Genomic DNA, 15,920 nt, shown 5'->3' with positions numbered 1-15,920 from the left:
CTCCCGGCACCTCTGCCACTTGAGGCAACCGACCGTGCTTCAGCAAACGGGCGTCACCCCTCGCCGCGCTCTCGATTCGCGCGAGGTGTCCGGGTGCCGCCCGCCGACCCCCGCCACGCATGGGTACGCCCCACGAGTGACGCGTGTAGCGTCCGGAAGTCGATCTAGCCGTGAACCGTAGCGGAGTTGAGTATTCCTATCGGCGCGGCTTGTCAGGGCCATGACGGCAGTGCCATCCGTCGCAACCCGGCAGCCGCACCGCATTCGGGCCCGCCCACCCAGCGGGCCCCGGATCCCCCCATCGGAGGATGTAGTGAACATCAAGCGCTTCTCCCCGCTGATCGCCGTCGCGACCAGTCTGCTGGCCGTCTCCGCACTCGCCGCCCCGACCGCCACGGCCAAGCCCGCCGACACCGCCCGGGCCACCACCGCACAGCTCGCCCAGGCGAGCGACGCCGTACTCGCGGCAGATGTGCCCGGCACCGCCTGGTACGCGGACAAGGCGTCGGGCAAGCTGGTCGTCACGGCGGACAGCACCGTCTCGGCAGCCGAGCTGGCCGAGATCAGGAAGGCAGCGGGCGACCGGCCCGGCGCCCTCGAAATCAAGCGCACGCCCGGCACGTTCAGCAAGCTGATCGCGGGCGGCTCGGCCATCTACACGGGCGGCAGCCGCTGCTCGCTCGGCTTCAACGTCCGCAGCGGCAGCACGTACTACGCCCTCACCGCCGGCCACTGCACCAACATCGGCAGCACCTGGTACACCAACTCCTCCCAGACCACGCTGCTGGGGTCCACCGCCGGTTCCAGCTTCCCGACGAACGACTACGGCATCATCCAGCACTCCAGCGCGTCCGCCGCAGACGGCCGGGTCTGGCTCTTCAACGGCAGCTACCAAGACATCACGAGCTCCGGCAACGCCACAGTCGGCCAGGCGGTCAAGCGCAGCGGCAGCACCACCGGCGTACACAGCGGCACCGTCACCGCTCTCAACGCGACCGTCAACTACGGTGGCGGGGACATCGTCTACGGGATGATCCAGACGAACGTCTGCGCCGAGCCCGGAGACAGCGGCGGCCCCCTGTTCGCCGGCAGCAAGGCGCTCGGACTCACCTCCGGCGGCAGCGGCAACTGCTCCTCCGGCGGCACCACGTTCTTCCAGCCCGTCACCGAGGCGCTGAGCGCCTACGGGGTGAGCGTCTTCTGAGACTGATGTGCTGAACAGGCCGGCGGGTCCGCAGCTGCGGACCCGCCGGTTTCGCGCTGACCCGCCCGGCCGCTCAGACGACCCGCTCCGGTGCGCCGCCGACCAGCGAGTCGTCGGCCGTACGGGCGCCGGGGAGCCGGTGGCGGGCGGCGCCCAGAGCGGCGCCGACATCGCTCGTACCGGTGGCCACGCAGAGCAGGTGGGCGACGTCCTCGAACTCGCGTCGCCTCGCCGGGCTTCCGGTGTCCGTGTGCAGCGCGGCGAGCGACTGGTAGCGCGCGACGAGGTTCTTCAGGATGACGGGGTGGGCCGACAGCACGGTGGGAGTCCTCACTTCGGCGGGCGGGGCCGGTCGCTCCCCACCCGGCTGCCCCGTGCACGCAGTTCCATGCCCGGCGAAGCCGCCGGGGACGGTGCCGGGGACAGCGGCGCGCCCTCGCGGTCCGCCGTCGCGTGCAGCGACCTGAGGGCGATCAGCAGTACGCCGATGTCGTCGAGCAGTACGGGATCGGGCAGCAGGTCGACCGGGAGCACCACATAGGCCAGCGCGCCCCAGAACGCCCAGCGGCTCCCGGCGGGAACTCCCGCCCTGCGCAGCTCACGGCGTACCCGCACCATCCGTACAACCAGGGCGATGACCAGCCCAAGGGTGAGGACGGCCAGGACCACCACGATCGCGACGACGACCTGGAGTTCGGTACTCATGGGCGCTCCCCGCTCGGCCGGCTCACCCGACGTCCTCTGACCGGGTACCCGGTCACGGTCCGGGATATCGCGGCCCGTGCCCTCAACACCCGTACGCGTGACGGTTCAGGGCCGACGGCCCGTTCAGGGCCGGTGGCCGTCGACCGGGATGACGAGCTCCGGCCGGTCCCACATCACCGCGGGCGGATTCGCGGCTTCGGTGCCGACCCGTACGGCGCCCACGCTGCGGTAGAAGCCCTCCGCCGGGGGATGCGAGACGACCCGGACACCCGTGAGTCCGGCGCGGCGCGCCTCGCCCGTCATGTGCTCGACGAGGCGGCGGCCGATGCCGAGCCCCTGGGCGGCGTCGGCGACGAACATCAGGTCGAGCTCGGGCGGGGAGAGGACGAGTGCGTAGAAGCCGAGCAGCCGGTCATCGGCGCCAATCGCCACGAAGACCTCGTGGGTCTCGATGTAGTCGGGGCCGACCCGGTATCCGGCGACCATCGGCGCGTACGGGCCTTCGTACGCGCGGGAGGTCCGTACGAGCCGGGTGAGCCGCTTCGCGTCCCGTGCGGTCGCCCGCCTGATGACCGGCGCCTCGCCGCGCGGCCCGCCGCCCCCGCTCGTAATCGACGAAGTCATACAGAGAGTATTACTGATCCGTGGCGCGCTGATCCGTGGCAGGCCGGTACACGTACGGGGTGGTAGTGCTCAGCGGTACGAATCCGAGCCGCTGCAGGATCGGGCGGCTCTGACTGGAGGCGTCGACCTGGAGGTAGCGGTAGCCGCGGTCGGCGGCGATACGGGCCCGGTGGGCGACCAGGGCCCGGTAGATGCCTCGGCCTCGCCAGGCGGCGACGGTGCCGCCGCCCCACAGGCCGGCGAAGTCGGTGCCGGGGTGGAGTTCCATGCGCGCCGCGCACACCGGCAGGCCGTCCGCCATCGCGACGGTCATGCTGACCGTCTCCGGGCTGCGGGCCAGCTGCGCGTGCAGCCTGTTCCGCAGGCCGGCGCTGCTCGTACCGAAGGCTTGCTCGTGCACGTCCGCCACGAGATCCACGTCGCCCGGTTCGGTCACCGGATGGAGGCGGACGCCCTCGGGCAGTTCGACACCGGTCGGCAGGCCGCTGATCTCGGCGACCATCAGCGTCTCCTCGTCCTCGGGCGTGAACCCGGCCGCCCGCAGCCGGGCGGCCAGGTCGTCGGGCCGGTCGTGGGCGTAGAGCTTCCACTCGAACGCGCGGCCACGTGAGGTGAAGTACCGCACCTGCGCCGCGATCGCCTCGTCCGCCGTGGCCCGGTCCAGGTCCGACCAGACGACGCCATTCCAGTCGTCGCCGGCGGCGCCGACCTGCCGGACGAGGTCGTCGGCCCGCTCGACCCGCGCCCCGGGGGCGTCGGCCGGAGCACCCCGCCGCATCTGCCGGACGAACAGGGCGAGTACCTCGTCGTGATCCATCCGCACATTGGAGCATCGGAGGGACTTAAGGCACCAACCGGTTTTCCCGGCTACCTGCTACGGCCTTTTGCGGCTCACTGCGCCGCTTCGAGGAGCTTCCCGGTCTGGACGAGGGTCTCCGCGATGTCGATCCGGTCCTCCTGCATCACCCCGACCTTGGTGTGTCCGGAGTCGGCCTGCGGCTCGCCGTGCGCGTGGGCGGGGAGGCTCAGCAGCGACACCGTGGCCAGGGTGCTTGCGGCGAGTGCGGTACGGAAGGTGGTGGCCATCGGGCGGCTCCGGTCCGGGACGGGCGGCGATCCGCCCCCGGTGGGCGGTCGCTCGCCCGGGTCAACGACGCGGCACCGGCGTCCGCACCGCCTCGCGTCCCGTCGGTGGGCATTCGGGTGAACGGGGGCGGCGCGGCCGTGCGGCACCAATTCGAACAGAGGTACGATCCGATGTCATGGAAGACGAACGGCCGGCGCTCGCGGACGGGGAGATACCGGCCGCGCCACCCACTCCCCCGATCAAGATCGTGCTCTATGACGACCAGGAGCTGTTCGGCAGGCTGCACCGGCGCTGGCAGGCGAATACCGGCGCCTGGATGTACCGGGTCTCGGTGACGCTGTGGGCGGCCGTGCAATTGGGCAGCAGGCAGGTGTCCGAACCGAGCGATGTCGAGTTCGACGTGCCCTCCACGCATGTCAGGCCGGTCGACGGGGTGGACTACCGCGACGTACCGATGCGCCGCCACCGGGAAGCGGTCATACGGGCACGCACCGGCCGCCGGCAGCGCGGAAACTGAGCGGGCCGCACGTTCGGCGGTCAACTCGTGTGTGTGGCGGGGGCCGTTGTCAGACCCGGCAGGGAAGCTGGAGGTCCAGACTCTTCCCGACAGGAGCCGAAATGATCGCCACCACTCATGAAATCGCCGCGGCTCAGGCATATCTGCGGCTCCTGCGGACCGCCCGCGCGGTTCTCGCCGGTCCGGCGGCGAGCCCGGCATCCGTACAGATACTCACCGTTCCGATGGCCGAGGCGGACCAGGCGCTCACCGAAGCCGAGTTGGCCGGCAACGAGCAGGCGTTCTTCGCTCTCGTCACCGGGCTCTGTACTGACCCGGCGCCCGGCTCCCCGAACCAATCAGGAGCGCGCGGTCGCCCCTTCCCGGCACCACGAAGGCCATGCCGAGAGAGTCGACCCTGCGTACCGCTGCCACCGAAGCCGCTGCCGGAGACCTGGCGAGCGCGCTGCGTGCCCGCCGGCGGCTCCTGGGCCTCGCGGGTTCCTTCCCGCAGGACCTGGAGGTACGGGAGCTGCTCGCCGCCGTCTACCGGCTGCTCGGCGAGGCGGACCAGGCCGGGCGATGGAACTACCTCTGCGATCACCGCGAGCCGGCCGAGACCGCCGCCTTCGAGCGCACCTTCGCCGATGCCGAGGGCCGGATGAGAGCACTGCGCTGGGTCGGCCCCGAGTCGGACGCGGCCACGCCGGTCGCCACGGGGCGGCTGCGTGAGCTGCGGAAGCTGGCCGAGCGGGAGACCGGCCGGCGGCTCGCGTACGAGCGCCCGCGCCGCCGTACGAAGGAGGAGGCCGAGTCCGAGGGGAGCGCCTGGGTGGGGTTCCTCTTCTTCTCCCGCTGCGCGCTCGTGGCCTTGCTCCTGGGCGTCGGGCTGGTGGCCGTCGTCCGGTACGTCATCGGCCTGCTCGCGTGACGGTGAGAAAGAGAAGCCCCGGCTGGACGGGGGGACCAGCCGGGGCAGTCGGCGGTGCGGACGCAGGAACTTTCCACCGCGACTTCCGCACTTAGGTGAATCATAAACCGTTCGCACCTGCGGATGTCCAGCCGCCCCCTCACTTTGTGCCGAGCCGAACCGAGCCGAACCGAGCCGCGCCGCGTCGTCGGCACGGTTGTGCGGCCCAGACGTGAGGCTGATCATGAGAGGACGAAGAAGGCAGGTGCCATGCGCCCGGTACACGCAGCCGAGGACGCCGACTTCCGCGGCCCCCTCGATGTCACGCGAGCAGCCACGGCTGTCCTCGATGCCGACGGCACGGTCATCGGCTGGAGCCCGACGGCGCAGCACCTGCTGGGCTATCCGCCGCGCGAGGTGCTCGGACACCCCGTCACCGCCTTCATGGACCCCGAGCCGGGGGATCCGCTCACCCTGGATGTGACCGGCGAGACGCCGTTCCGCCGCGGCGAGCTGCGCGTGCGGCACCGGGACGGACGCCTCCTGCGCGTGAGCGCGGCGATGTTCCCGCTCTTCCACGCCGGCGACGGGGCCGCCCGGCTGCTGACCGTGGCCGATGAAGCGGAAACGGAGCGGTGGGAGGCGAAGCAGTCGATGCTGCGCGGACTCGCCACCGAGTCGCCCGTCGGTCTGGCCATTTACGACATGGACCTGCGTGTGGTGTGGACGAACGCCGCTCTGTACGAGGAGATGGGCAATACCGACTACATCGGATTGGGCCCCGACGACATGGTGACGCACGGCGAAGTCCTCTCGCAGGGCCGTCCGGGAACCCTCTTGGCGGTGATGCGTCAGGTGCTCACCACCGGTGAGCCCGTCCGCAACCTCCACTACCGCGGCCGCCCGCCTTTCGACGTCGACCACGACCACGTCTGGTCGTGTTCCTACTACCGGCTGCAGGACACCAGGGGGACGCTGCTCGGCGTGTGCGAAGAGACGTTCGACATCACCGACAACTATCGCGCCCAGCAGCGACTGGATCTTCTGGTACGGGCGGGCGAGCGCGTGGGCACGACGCTGCGCATGGACCGCACCGCGCGGGAACTCGCCGAGGTGACCGTTCCGGGGTTCGCCGACGCGGTCACGGTGGACCTCTGGCAGGCGGTGCTGGAAGGTGCGGAGCCCACGCCGCCGGGGACCGCACCGACGAGCCGCGTGATCCGGGTGTGGGGAGGGCCGGGGGGCGAAGCGACGGCTCCGGGCGGCGGCACGCCCGAACAGCGGGCGCCGGTCGACTACGCGCCGGACTCCCCCCAGGCGCGCTGCCTGGCGTCGGGCCGGCCGGTGCTGGAGCGCGCGGCGAACGACGACCGTGCGGACGGTACGGGGGAGAAGACGCCGCTGCGCTCCCAGCTCGCCGTACCCCTGCGGTCCGAAGGCGCCACGCTGGGACTGGTGACCTTCACGCGGGACCGGAACCCCACCCCGTTCGACTCCGGAGAGCTGGAACTGGCCGACGAGCTGGCCGCGCGGGCGGCCGTCTGCATCGACAACGCGCGGCGCTTCACCCGGGAGCACACCGCGGCCCTCACGCTGCAGCGAAGTCTGCTTCCGCAGACGCTGCCGCAGCAGAACGCGGTGGAGCCGGCGTTCCGCTATCTGCCCGCCGACAACAAGGCCGGCGTCGGCGGGGACTGGTTCGACGTGATCGCCCTTTCGGGCGCGCGGGTGGGACTCGTGGTGGGGGACGTGGTCGGTCACGGCCTGAGCGCTGCCGCGACCATGGGGCGGCTGCGAACGAGCGTGCGGGTGCTCGCCCAGCTGGACCTGGCTCCCGAGGAGCTGCTGTCCCGGCTCGACGACCTGGTCGGGCAGACCGCCCACGAACAGGCGGCCGTCGGCCCGGACGGCGGCGAGATGCCGGACGACGACAAAGCGCTGGGGGCCACCTGCCTGTACGCCGTGTACGACCCGGTGACCGGGCAGTGCCGGATGGCGCGGGCCGGCCACCCCCCGCCCCTGGTCGTCGAGCCCGTGGGCGGCTCCGTCTCCTCCCCGGATCTCCCGGCCGGCCCGCCCCTGGGCACAGGGGGCCTGCCTTTCGAGAGCGCGGATCTGGACCTGCCGGAGGGCAGCCTCATCGCCCTGTTCACCGACGGCCTCGTGCAGACCCACGACCGGGACATCACCCACGAGCTGGACCGCCTCGGCGCGGTCCTCAGCCGGCATACACGCCCGCTGGACGACCTGTGCGACGAGGCGGTGGCGACGCTGCTGCCGGAAGCGGTGGACGACGACGCCGCGCTGCTGCTCGTACGCACCCGAAAGCTCGGCGGGCACCAGGTCGCCGTCTGGGAGCTGCCCTCCGACCCCGAGGTGGTCGGCCGTGCCCGGGCCGCGGCCGCCGGACAGGTCACGGAGTGGGGACTCGACGACCTCGTGTTCACCACCGAACTGGTGGTGAGCGAGCTGGTCACCAACGCGATCCGGTACGCCTCGGGGCAGATCCAGGTACGGCTCATCCGCGACAGGACCCTCATCTGCGAAGTCTCGGACGCCGGGCACACGTCCCCTCATCTGCGTCACGCCGGCATTGACGACGAGGGCGGCCGGGGCCTTTTCCTCGTCTCGCAGATGACCCAGCAGTGGGGCACCCGCTACACACCCACCGGAAAGACGATCTGGGCCGAACAGACCCTGCCCTCCGCGGGACCGGCCCCGGCCTCCGACGACGCCCGTACGAACTGACCCCCGCCTGGTGCGGGTTGTGCCGGCGCCCGGAGCACCTGAGTGCTCCGGGCGCCGCCCCCTGGACGGCCCGCGCGCTGATCGCACGCGGCCTCCCCCGTCCGGCCCGCCCCCGTGGCGGCGCGGCGTACGCACCCCCGTGACGTACGCCCCGCCGCCCATCAACTTTGTTTTACGGGCCACAGGCAATATGCCGAGCGGGTTCCACTTCTGTCAAGCAGACTTTACGTTGCGGGGGTGGGTATCCTCGCCCGTAAACTTCGAGTGAACACGGCCGCCGTCGGCGACCGCAGTGCCGGCCGCAAGGGGGATCGAGTGAACAGGGCGACTCCGGCAGGCCCGCGCACCATCGCGCAGAAGCTCGACCATCTGATCGGCACGATCCACCCCCAGGACCGGGGCCCGCTCAGCTACATGGAGATCGCCGAGGGGATCAAGAAGAAGGCGGGGCCGGACGGCCCGACCGTGTCGCACGCCACCATCCAGAAGATCCGCAAGGGCGAGATCGTCGATCCGAAGGTGAGCACGCTCACTGTGATCGCCGGCTTCTTCGGCGTGCCCGTGACGTACTTCTTCGACGACGCCGTCGCCAGCCGGGTCGACGCCAAGCTCGCGAAGATCAAGGAGCGAGTCGAACTGACCCGGGCCCAGCGGGAGTTGGCGGAAGTCCTGGAGAACGGTGACGTCCGGGACGTCGCGGTACGGATGAACGGCCTGTCCGTCGGCAGCCTCCGCGCCATCCGCGGCGTGATCGACCAGGCACGCAAACTCGAAGGTCTTCCCGAGTCTCCGGGCGGCACGCCGGCCGCCGGACAGGACGGCGGCTCCTAGCGATCTCGATGCCGTTCGGGCCTTATGGGCAGGTTTGCCAATTGACCGAAATGCAGCGGCAGTCGGCACACCCCGCCTTGAGGAACAGCTGTGCCGTCACCTAAGATCCGAGCCGGAGAACTCATTCGCGACAGGCTTCGAAGGGGACGGAGCGGGACTGCGCATCGGCCAGCGAGGAATGCATGTACAAGACGCGCCGCCGCGCCCGCTGTGAGGCAGTCGCCGCCACTCTCGACATTCCGCGCCCTTTCGATCTCGACGTCCTTTGCGCCCGTATTGCCGCCCAGCGCGGCCGCCCGCTGCGCCTGGTCGCCCTCGAAGGCGCTCCGGACGGCAGCATGCCGTGCGGGGTCTGGGTGGCCACCCAGAGCGCGGACCTGATCTTCTTCGAGCCCGCGACCAGCGCACTGCACAAGCTGCAGATCGTGCTGCACGAACTCGCGCACCTGCTCCTCGGGCACGGGGCGCCGGATGCCGAGCGGCCCGCGTACGCCGGCAGGCTCCTCGGGGAGCACGCCTCGGCCCAAACCGCCTCGGCCCACACCGACGACGAGGACGAGGACGACGAACTCGACCTGGAGCAGGTGCTTCACATCCTCGGCCGCACCAGTTACAGCGACAGTGAGGAAAAGGACGCCGAACTCCTGGCGACCATTCTCAGCGACCGGGTACTCACCGATGAGGCTCCAACCGCTTCCGGCCAGGCCGCCGGTGTCCTGGACCGGCTGAACGACGCCCTTGGCCATCCCATCCGCAACTCCCGTCCGTGAGCGTGCCCGTGGAAAACGCTGTCCTGATCCTTCTGTGGCTGGTCGCCCTGTGGCGCGGCCCCTCAGCGCTGCGCTCCTCCAAGCAGCGCACGCTGTGGGCCGCCTTCGCCGCGCTGACCCTGTCCATGACGCTGCGGCGGCCGGAGGTGATGCAGGCCATCGACAGCGGCACGGGGGTGAACAACCTCTCCACCCTGTTGAAGCACTTCCTGGGCATCACCGCCGCGGCCGCCGTACTGGAATTCGTGTACGCGATCACGCGCCCCGAAGGGCGCAACGGTGCCCGGCTGCGCCTGTGCGCCGCGGCCACCACCATGCTCGCGCTGACTGTCCTGTTCGCCTTCATGCCACGGAAGACCGAGGCCGAGGAGTTCTTCGAGAGCAGTGCCGGCTCTGGGACCGCCACGGTCTACCTGATGGTCTGGTTCACCTATCTGGGCACCGCGATGGCCTCGGCCACCTGGCTGTTCTGGGGCTCCAGCAGGCATGCAGGCGCCGGCTGGCTGCGCACCGGCCTGCGCCTGCTCGGCGCCGGCACGGCGGCGGGCGTCGCCTATTCGCTGACCCGGGCGGTGTATCTGGTCCTCCGGCTGGCCGGTGTCGTTGACGCCGGGAGCGACGCCGGGGTCAGCACGGCCACCGACACGATGAAGCACCTCGCCATCGGCCTGATCCTGATCGGCAGCTCCGTCCCCGCGGTCGGGGTCGCCTGGCGGGCCGGCCGGCACCTGCTCTACCTCAGGCGGCTGGCTCCCCTGTGGGCGGATCTCACGGCGGCGGTCCCCGAAGTGGTCCTGGGCGAGGAACTGCGCCGCCGGGAGTTCCAGATGCGCCTGCACCGCCGGGTCGTGGAGATCCGCGACGCGATCCTCGCGCTCCAGCCGTACGCGTCCGCGGAAGAGCGCGACCACGCGGAGGCCGCCGCGCCGCACCCGGCTCTCGCCGACGCCTGCTGGGTCGAGACGGCCCGCCGCGCCAAGCTCGCCGGCCGTGCGCCCCTGACCGGCGTGGAGCGGCGGGACTCCGTGTCGGGCGACGAACTCGACCTCGACGCCGAGGCACGGTGGCTCTGGCAGATCGAGACCGCCCGCCGCGGCGACGTCGTGCGGCAGTTCGCCTCCGGTGACGGGCACGCAATCCCCCAGCCCATAGCCCCCCAAGGACCGTCCGACCGGGAGACAGCGCCACAGTGACCACGACCACCGACACCACAGCGACCGACGAGACCCGCCCGGCGCAGTCGCGCGCCGCCCGGCTCGTCACGGACGGGCTCGAACCGAAGAACTGGATCATCGCGCTGACCCTGCTCGTCGGCTGGCAGGTGGACGGGCTCGCGGGAATCGGCTGGGGGCTGTTCGGCGCCACCTTCGCGGCCGTCATCCCCGTACTGTTCATCAAGTTCGGCATCCGCCGCGGCACCTGGGCCGACCGTCACCTCGGCGTCAAACAGCAGCGCCTGGTGGTCATGGTCTTCATCATCGCCTCCGTCCTCACCGGAACGCTGCTGATGACGCTCCTGGGGGCGCCGCTGGCGATGGTCGCGCTCATCGCGGCGATGGTGACCACGCTGGTGGTCCTCATGGTGATCACCACGGCCTGGAAGGTATCGGTGCACGCCGCGGTCTCGTCGGGGAGCGTCATCATCCTCGCGCTCACCTACGGTCCCTGGCTGCTGGCGCTCTACCCGGTCGTGGCTCTGGTCGGCTGGTCGAGGATCGCGCTGAAGGACCACACCCCGGCCCAAGTTGTCGCGGGTACCGCACTCGGGGCGCTGGTGGCCGGGCTGACCTTCGCCCTGCTGCGCTGAGGGACTCCGGCCCGGTCTACGGCAGATACCTCTCGACGGCCGCGGCGCCCTCCTTCTCCAGCGCCAGGCGGGCCTTCTCCAGCAGCTCCGGGGTGGGTTCGCGACCGGAGAGCATGACCAGATCCACCGGGTCCACCGGGTGCTCCGCCCCGGTGTGCAGCACGCTGTCCGGCGTCGTTCCTCCGTCAGGCTCGGGCATGGGAGCCTCCTCGCGTCTCGGTTCCTCCACGGTACGACGCCCAGGGTGCCACGGCACGGCGCGAAGTGAGGCGGTGCTAGAAATAAGAGGTGATGGAGCTTTTCAGGCGTTTTGAGCTTCACCCTGCCCGCTGGGGTCTGCGGCGCAGCGTCGCCGCCCAGGTGTTCGGCCTCCAGGTGGTACTGGTGGTGCTGCTCGTCGCCGCCGCGGCCGTCGCGCTGGTACTCCAGTCCAGGTCGGACAGCGTGCGGGACGCCCGGAACCGCTCCCTCGCCGCCGCCGAATCGTTCGCGCACGCCCCGGGCCTCGTACCGGCCCTGCGGTCTCCCGATCCCACCGCCGAGCTGCAGCCACTCGCCGAGGGCGCCAGGGTGGGTTCGAACGTCGACTTCATCGCGGTGATGACCACGGAGGGGCTCAGGTACACGGATTCCCAGCCGGAGTTGATCGGCGAACGGGCGGAGGGCGACCTCAGTCGGGCGGTGGCGGGCCAATCGTTCACGGAGGTCTACAAAGGCGATCCCAACGACGCCGTGCGGGCGATCGTGCCGGTGACGGACGCCGACGGTTCCGTCGTCGGTCTGGTCGGAGCCGGCATCGAGATCGGGAATGTCGCGGACATCGTGGACCGCCAGCTGCCGCTCCTCTTCGGCGTCACCGCCGCCGCGCTGGTTCTGGCCACCGTCGGAGCGGCCCTGGTCAGCGGACGCCTGCGGCGCCAGACCCATGGCCTCGGGCCGGCCGAGATGACTCGTATGTACGAACACAACGAGGCGGTTCTGCATGCCGTCCGGGAGGGCGTGCTGATCGTCGGGGGCGACGGCGTCCTGCTGATGGCCAACGACGAGGCGCGAAGGCTGCTCGACCTGCCGCCCCAATCCGAGCAGCGTCACGTGCGGGATCTCGGGCTCGCGCCCGAGACCGCCGCGCTGCTGGCGCGGGGCACCGCCGTGACCGACGCGGTGCATCTGGCCGGGGACCGGCTGCTGGCGGTCAATGTGCGGCCCACCCAGCCGCACGGCGGGCTGGAAGGCAGTGTGGTGACGCTGCGGGACTCCACCGAACTGCGCGCCCTGGCCGGACGCGCCGAGGTGGCACGGGAGCGGCTGAAACTGCTGTACGACGCCGGTCTCCAGGTCGGGACGACACTCGACGTGGTGCGGACCGCGGAGGAACTCGCCGAGGTGGCCGTGCCCCGGTTCGCCGGCTTCGTCACGGTGGAGCTGCTGGAGCCCGTACTGCACGGTGAGGAGCCGGCCGGAACGGCGACCCGTATGCGGCGCACCGCCGTGCGCGGGATCCGGGAGATTTCGGCCCTGGACCCGGCGGGCACGCGGATCGATGTCGTACCCGGTACGCCGATGGCGGCGGGACTCGACTCGGGCCACGCGGTGCTGGAGGCCGACCTGACCACCGCGCAGGGCTGGCGGGCGCAGGACCCGCCCGGGGCGCAGAGCGCGCTGGAGGACGGATTCCGTTCGCTGCTCACCGTGCCGCTGAGGGCGCGGGGCATCGTCCTGGGGATGGTCAACTTCTGGCGGGCCGAGGAGTCCGTCCCCTTCGAGACGGAGGACCTGTCCTTCGCCGAGGAACTGGCCACGCGGGCGGCGCTCAGTATCGACAACGCGCGCCGCTTCACGCGCGAGCACACCACGGCCGTCACCCTCCAGCGGAGCCTGCTCCCCCACGCCCTGCCGCAGAACGGCGCCCTGGAGGTCGACCACCGCTATGTGCCCGCGCAGGCCGGAGTGGGCGGCGACTGGTTCGACGTCATTCCACTGCCGGGTGCGCGCGTCGCGCTGGTCATCGGTGATGTCGTCGGTCACGGCCTGCATGCCGCCGTCACCATGGGCCGGCTGCGTACGGCCGTACACAACTTCTCCTCGCTCGACCTGCCCCCGGACGAACTGCTCGGGCATCTCAACGATCTCGTCACGGCGATGGACGAGGGCGAGGCGCCGGAGGACGACAGCTGGCAGGTCACCGGCGCCACCTGCCTGTACGCGGTCTACGAATCCGCCTCGGGGCACTGCACCCTGGCCCGGGCGGGCCATCCCGGCCCGGCGCTCGCCCGCCCCGACCGCTCGGTGGAATTCCCGCACGTGCCCGCGGGACCGCCGCTGGGCGCCGGGGAACATGCCCTTCGAGGCGACCGAACTGCGGCTGCCCGCGGGGAGCAGCCTGGTCCTGTACACCGACGGGCTCGTCGAGGAACGCGGCCGGGACATCGACGAGGGGATGGATCGCCTGCGCCGCCCCTGGAGGAGCCGGCCCGCGGGCGGCGGACCCCGCAGGAGATGTGCCAGGCCGTGTTCGACGCCCTGGCCCCCTCGCGCGGCCAGGACGACATCGCGCTGCTCGTCGCCCGCACCCGGGTGCTGGACTCCGCCCAGGTCGCCCACTGGAGCGTGGATTCCGACCCGGCGGCCGTCGCCGCCGTACGCTCCGAGGTCACCCGTCGGCTCGGCGCATGGGGCCTGGAAGAGCTCGCCTTCACCACCGAACTCATCCTGAGCGAGCTGATCACCAACGCCATCCGGTACGGCGCCGCGCCGATCCGGGTCCGGCTGCTGCACAGTGACGTGCTCGTCTGCGAGGTGTCCGACGCCAGCAGTACGTCGCCGCATCTGCGCCGGGCGGCACTGCTGGACGAAGGCGGGCGGGGGCTGTTCCTCGTCGCCCAGTTCGCCGAACGCTGGGGCACCCGGTACACCGCCGAAGGCAAGATCATCTGGGCCGAGCAACTTCTGGGGGAAGCGGCCCCGGCCGGCTCGACCCGTTAGGGTCTGTGTTCGACCAGGGCGCCCGTCGGCCAAACCCCCAGGCGCGAACCGCGTTTTCTGTTATCGGACGAGGGCCGGACGATCTCCCAGGTGTTGGAGGCAGTCGGCTCGGGCCGAGGAAACAGGGTGGGCAGGACATGAACAGTGACCGCGGGGCCGCGCTGGTGGTGGCGGCGCAGACCGGAGACCAGCGGGCGCAGGACGAACTCGTCGCCGCGTATCTGCCGCTGGTGTACAACATCGCCGGCCGGGCGCTGAACGGTCATGCCGATGTCGACGACGTGGTGCAGGAGACCATGCTCCGCGCGCTCGACGGACTGTCCGCGCTGCGGGCACCGGAGAGTTTCCGGTCCTGGCTGGTGGCCATCACCATGAACCAGATACGCCGCCACTGGCACGCGCGGCAGTCTGCGCCGCCCTCCGGCGGACTCCATGACGCCCACGACGTCGCCGATCCGGGCGCCGACTTCGTGGACCTGACGATCGTGCAGCTGGGCCTGTCCGGGCAGCGCCGGGAAGCCGCCGAGGCCACCCGCTGGCTCGACCCCGACGACCACGCGCTGCTGTCGCTCTGGTGGCTGGAGGCCGCGGGCGAGCTCACGCGCGCGGAGGTGGCCGCCGCCCTGGAGCTGTCCCCGCAGCACACCGCGGTGCGGGTGCAGCGGATGAAGGCGCAGCTGGAATCGGCCCGGGTAGTCGTGCGCGCCCTGTCCACGGTGCCGCTGTGCGCGGAGCTGAGGCCGGTGCTGACGCCCTGGGACGGCACACCGTCCGCGCTCTGGCGCAAGCGAATCGCCCGGCATGCCCGGGAGTGCGCGGTCTGTTCCGGGCACTGGAGCGGCCTGGTGCCGGCCGAGGGGCTGCTCGTCGGACTCGCTCTGGTACCCGTGGCCGCTTCCCTGCTGCACGGCGTGGGCGGCGAGGCCGGCGCCGTCGGCCTCGCTGCCGAGCCGGTGGCGGCGATCGGCGGACCCGGGCGGGGACAGGGGCGCGGCACCGAATCCAGGACCGACCGGCGTCATCGCCTGCGCCGTCGGCGCCGGATGATCGGGGCGGTCGCGGGGATCGCAGTGGTCGCCGGCGCAGCAGGCGCCTTCCGGCTTGCCGCGGGCGCCCCGCAGGAGGACCGGTCGGGGCCGGCATCCGCCTCGGCGCTCACCTCGGCGGCTCCCCGGACGCTCACACCGTCGCCTACGGCCACCGCCTCCCCCAGCAGCTCGCCGAGCCCCACGGCCACACCGAGCAAGAAGCCGGTGAAGTCCACCGCACCGGAGAAGTCCTCCCCGCGCCCCACTCCGGCCAGGACCACGGTCCGTCAACAGCCGGCGCCCCCGGCGGGCGGCGGCAGCTCGCAGTCGGGCCCGGTCCAGCAGGTCATCTCCCTGCTCAACAACGAGCGGGCCAAGCAGGGCTGCGGACCGGTGAGCTCCAACGCGCAGCTGCAGAGCGCCGCTCAGAGCCACTCCAAGGACATGGCGGCCCGCGACTTCTTCGACCACACCAACCCGGACGGGGCCGGCCCCGGCGAACGCATCACCGCCGCCGGATACCGGTGGAGTACGTACGGCGAGAACATCGCCCGTGGCCAGCAGAGCCCGGCACAGGTGATGAACTCCTGGATGAACAGCCCGGGACACCGGGCCAACATCCTCAACTGCGCCTTCAAGGAAGTCGGGATCGGTATCCACGACAGCTCCGGCGGGCCCTGGTGGACCCAGAAGTTCGGCGCCCGCTGATCCGGCCCCCGGGCAGGACG

15 protein-coding genes and 1 pseudogene are annotated in these 15,920 nt (G+C 71.4%); 10 read left to right on the top strand and 6 right to left on the bottom strand.

The features are described from left to right. The first annotated feature begins 313 nt into the window (after positions 1-313). The gene (locus NLX86_RS16740; RefSeq protein WP_254372508.1) at positions 314-1,204 is read left to right on the top strand and encodes a S1 family peptidase; all 891 of its coding nucleotides are present in this window, start codon (positions 314-316) and stop codon (positions 1,202-1,204) included. A 73-nt stretch (positions 1,205-1,277) separates the two neighbouring features. Here NLX86_RS16740 and NLX86_RS16735 read toward each other — a convergent pair whose 3' ends face one another. The 5 genes from NLX86_RS16735 to NLX86_RS16715 form a co-directional block, all read right to left on the bottom strand. After that, complete coding sequence (locus tag NLX86_RS16735; RefSeq protein WP_254372507.1) at positions 1,278-1,523, bottom strand: DUF5133 domain-containing protein; 246 nt, start codon at positions 1,521-1,523, stop codon at positions 1,278-1,280. Positions 1,524-1,534: 11 nt separating this feature from the next. Beyond that, positions 1,535-1,909, bottom strand: coding sequence for a YkvA family protein (locus NLX86_RS16730; protein WP_254372506.1), 375 nt, complete (start codon positions 1,907-1,909; stop codon positions 1,535-1,537). A gap of 123 nt (positions 1,910-2,032) precedes the next feature. Continuing rightward, on the bottom strand, positions 2,033-2,533 hold the full coding sequence (locus NLX86_RS16725; protein WP_254372505.1) for a GNAT family N-acetyltransferase: 501 nt from the start codon (positions 2,531-2,533) through the stop codon (positions 2,033-2,035). Between the two features lie 10 nt (positions 2,534-2,543). After that, positions 2,544-3,350: a GNAT family N-acetyltransferase gene (locus tag NLX86_RS16720; RefSeq protein ID WP_254372504.1), complete on the bottom strand. Its 807-nt coding sequence runs from the start codon at positions 3,348-3,350 to the stop codon at positions 2,544-2,546. A 74-nt stretch (positions 3,351-3,424) separates the two neighbouring features. Beyond that, the gene (locus NLX86_RS16715) at positions 3,425-3,619 is read right to left on the bottom strand and encodes a hypothetical protein (protein WP_254372503.1); all 195 of its coding nucleotides are present in this window, start codon (positions 3,617-3,619) and stop codon (positions 3,425-3,427) included. Between the two features lie 176 nt (positions 3,620-3,795). Between NLX86_RS16715 and NLX86_RS16710 the strand changes: the two genes are divergently transcribed. The 7 genes from NLX86_RS16710 (at position 3,796) to NLX86_RS16675 (ending at position 11,182) form a co-directional block, all read left to right on the top strand. Continuing rightward, on the top strand, positions 3,796-4,137 hold the full coding sequence (locus NLX86_RS16710) for a hypothetical protein (RefSeq protein ID WP_254372502.1): 342 nt from the start codon (positions 3,796-3,798) through the stop codon (positions 4,135-4,137). Between the two features lie 379 nt (positions 4,138-4,516). Continuing rightward, positions 4,517-5,047, top strand: coding sequence for a DUF6584 family protein (locus NLX86_RS16700; protein WP_254372631.1), 531 nt, complete (start codon positions 4,517-4,519; stop codon positions 5,045-5,047). A 249-nt stretch (positions 5,048-5,296) separates the two neighbouring features. After that, positions 5,297-7,774 (top strand): SpoIIE family protein phosphatase, encoded by a 2,478-nt coding sequence (locus tag NLX86_RS16695; RefSeq protein ID WP_254372501.1) that lies wholly within the window; start codon positions 5,297-5,299, stop codon positions 7,772-7,774. A 315-nt stretch (positions 7,775-8,089) separates the two neighbouring features. Beyond that, positions 8,090-8,605 carry a helix-turn-helix domain-containing protein gene (locus NLX86_RS16690; RefSeq protein WP_254372500.1) on the top strand — a complete coding sequence of 172 codons (516 nt, stop codon included), beginning with the start codon at positions 8,090-8,092 and terminating at the stop codon, positions 8,603-8,605. A 182-nt stretch (positions 8,606-8,787) separates the two neighbouring features. After that, entirely contained in the window at positions 8,788-9,375 is a 588-nt protein-coding gene (locus tag NLX86_RS16685; RefSeq protein WP_254372499.1) for a hypothetical protein, read from the top strand. Between the two features lie 8 nt (positions 9,376-9,383). Then, positions 9,384-10,568 (top strand): MAB_1171c family putative transporter, encoded by a 1,185-nt coding sequence (locus NLX86_RS16680; protein WP_254372498.1) that lies wholly within the window; start codon positions 9,384-9,386, stop codon positions 10,566-10,568. Further along, positions 10,565-11,182 (top strand): phosphatase PAP2 family protein, encoded by a 618-nt coding sequence (locus NLX86_RS16675; protein WP_254372497.1) that lies wholly within the window; start codon positions 10,565-10,567, stop codon positions 11,180-11,182. The genes NLX86_RS16680 and NLX86_RS16675 overlap by 4 nt, the downstream gene beginning before the upstream one ends. Before the next feature lie 16 nt (positions 11,183-11,198). Here NLX86_RS16675 and NLX86_RS16670 read toward each other — a convergent pair whose 3' ends face one another. Next, positions 11,199-11,381 (bottom strand): hypothetical protein, encoded by a 183-nt coding sequence (locus NLX86_RS16670; protein ID WP_254372496.1) that lies wholly within the window; start codon positions 11,379-11,381, stop codon positions 11,199-11,201. Positions 11,382-11,473: 92 nt separating this feature from the next. Between NLX86_RS16670 and NLX86_RS16665 the strand changes: the two are divergent. After that, positions 11,474-14,164: pseudogene (locus NLX86_RS16665) on the top strand (SpoIIE family protein phosphatase). A gap of 137 nt (positions 14,165-14,301) precedes the next feature. Next, positions 14,302-15,900: a sigma-70 family RNA polymerase sigma factor gene (locus NLX86_RS16660; protein WP_254372495.1), complete on the top strand. Its 1,599-nt coding sequence runs from the start codon at positions 14,302-14,304 to the stop codon at positions 15,898-15,900. The last annotated feature ends 20 nt before the right edge of the window (positions 15,901-15,920 follow it).

It is taken from the genome of Streptomyces sp. A3M-1-3 (assembly GCF_024213665.1).
Taxonomy (GTDB): domain Bacteria; phylum Actinomycetota; class Actinomycetes; order Streptomycetales; family Streptomycetaceae; genus Streptomyces.
The sequence above is the reverse complement of the archived record's forward strand: the minus strand, read 5'-3'. Positions and strand labels throughout refer to the sequence as shown.

Bases quoted from the DNA above. Each gene is read 5' to 3' on its own strand.
- NLX86_RS16730 (WP_254372506.1), bottom strand. From the start codon at position 1,909: ATGAGTACCGAACTCCAGGTCGTCGTCGCGATCGTGGTGGTCCTGGCC.
- NLX86_RS16725 (WP_254372505.1), bottom strand. From the start codon at position 2,533: ATGACTTCGTCGATTACGAGCGGGGGCGGCGGGCCGCGCGGCGAGGCG.
- NLX86_RS16720 (WP_254372504.1), bottom strand. From the start codon at position 3,350: ATGGATCACGACGAGGTACTCGCCCTGTTCGTCCGGCAGATGCGGCGG.
- NLX86_RS16715 (WP_254372503.1), bottom strand. From the start codon at position 3,619: ATGGCCACCACCTTCCGTACCGCACTCGCCGCAAGCACCCTGGCCACG.
- NLX86_RS16710 (WP_254372502.1), top strand. From the start codon at position 3,796: ATGGAAGACGAACGGCCGGCGCTCGCGGACGGGGAGATACCGGCCGCG.
- NLX86_RS16700 (WP_254372631.1), top strand. From the start codon at position 4,517: ATGCCGAGAGAGTCGACCCTGCGTACCGCTGCCACCGAAGCCGCTGCC.
- NLX86_RS16695 (WP_254372501.1), top strand. From the start codon at position 5,297: ATGCGCCCGGTACACGCAGCCGAGGACGCCGACTTCCGCGGCCCCCTC.
- NLX86_RS16685 (WP_254372499.1), top strand. From the start codon at position 8,788: ATGTACAAGACGCGCCGCCGCGCCCGCTGTGAGGCAGTCGCCGCCACT.
- NLX86_RS16670 (WP_254372496.1), bottom strand. From the start codon at position 11,381: ATGCCCGAGCCTGACGGAGGAACGACGCCGGACAGCGTGCTGCACACC.
- NLX86_RS16660 (WP_254372495.1), top strand. From the start codon at position 14,302: ATGAACAGTGACCGCGGGGCCGCGCTGGTGGTGGCGGCGCAGACCGGA.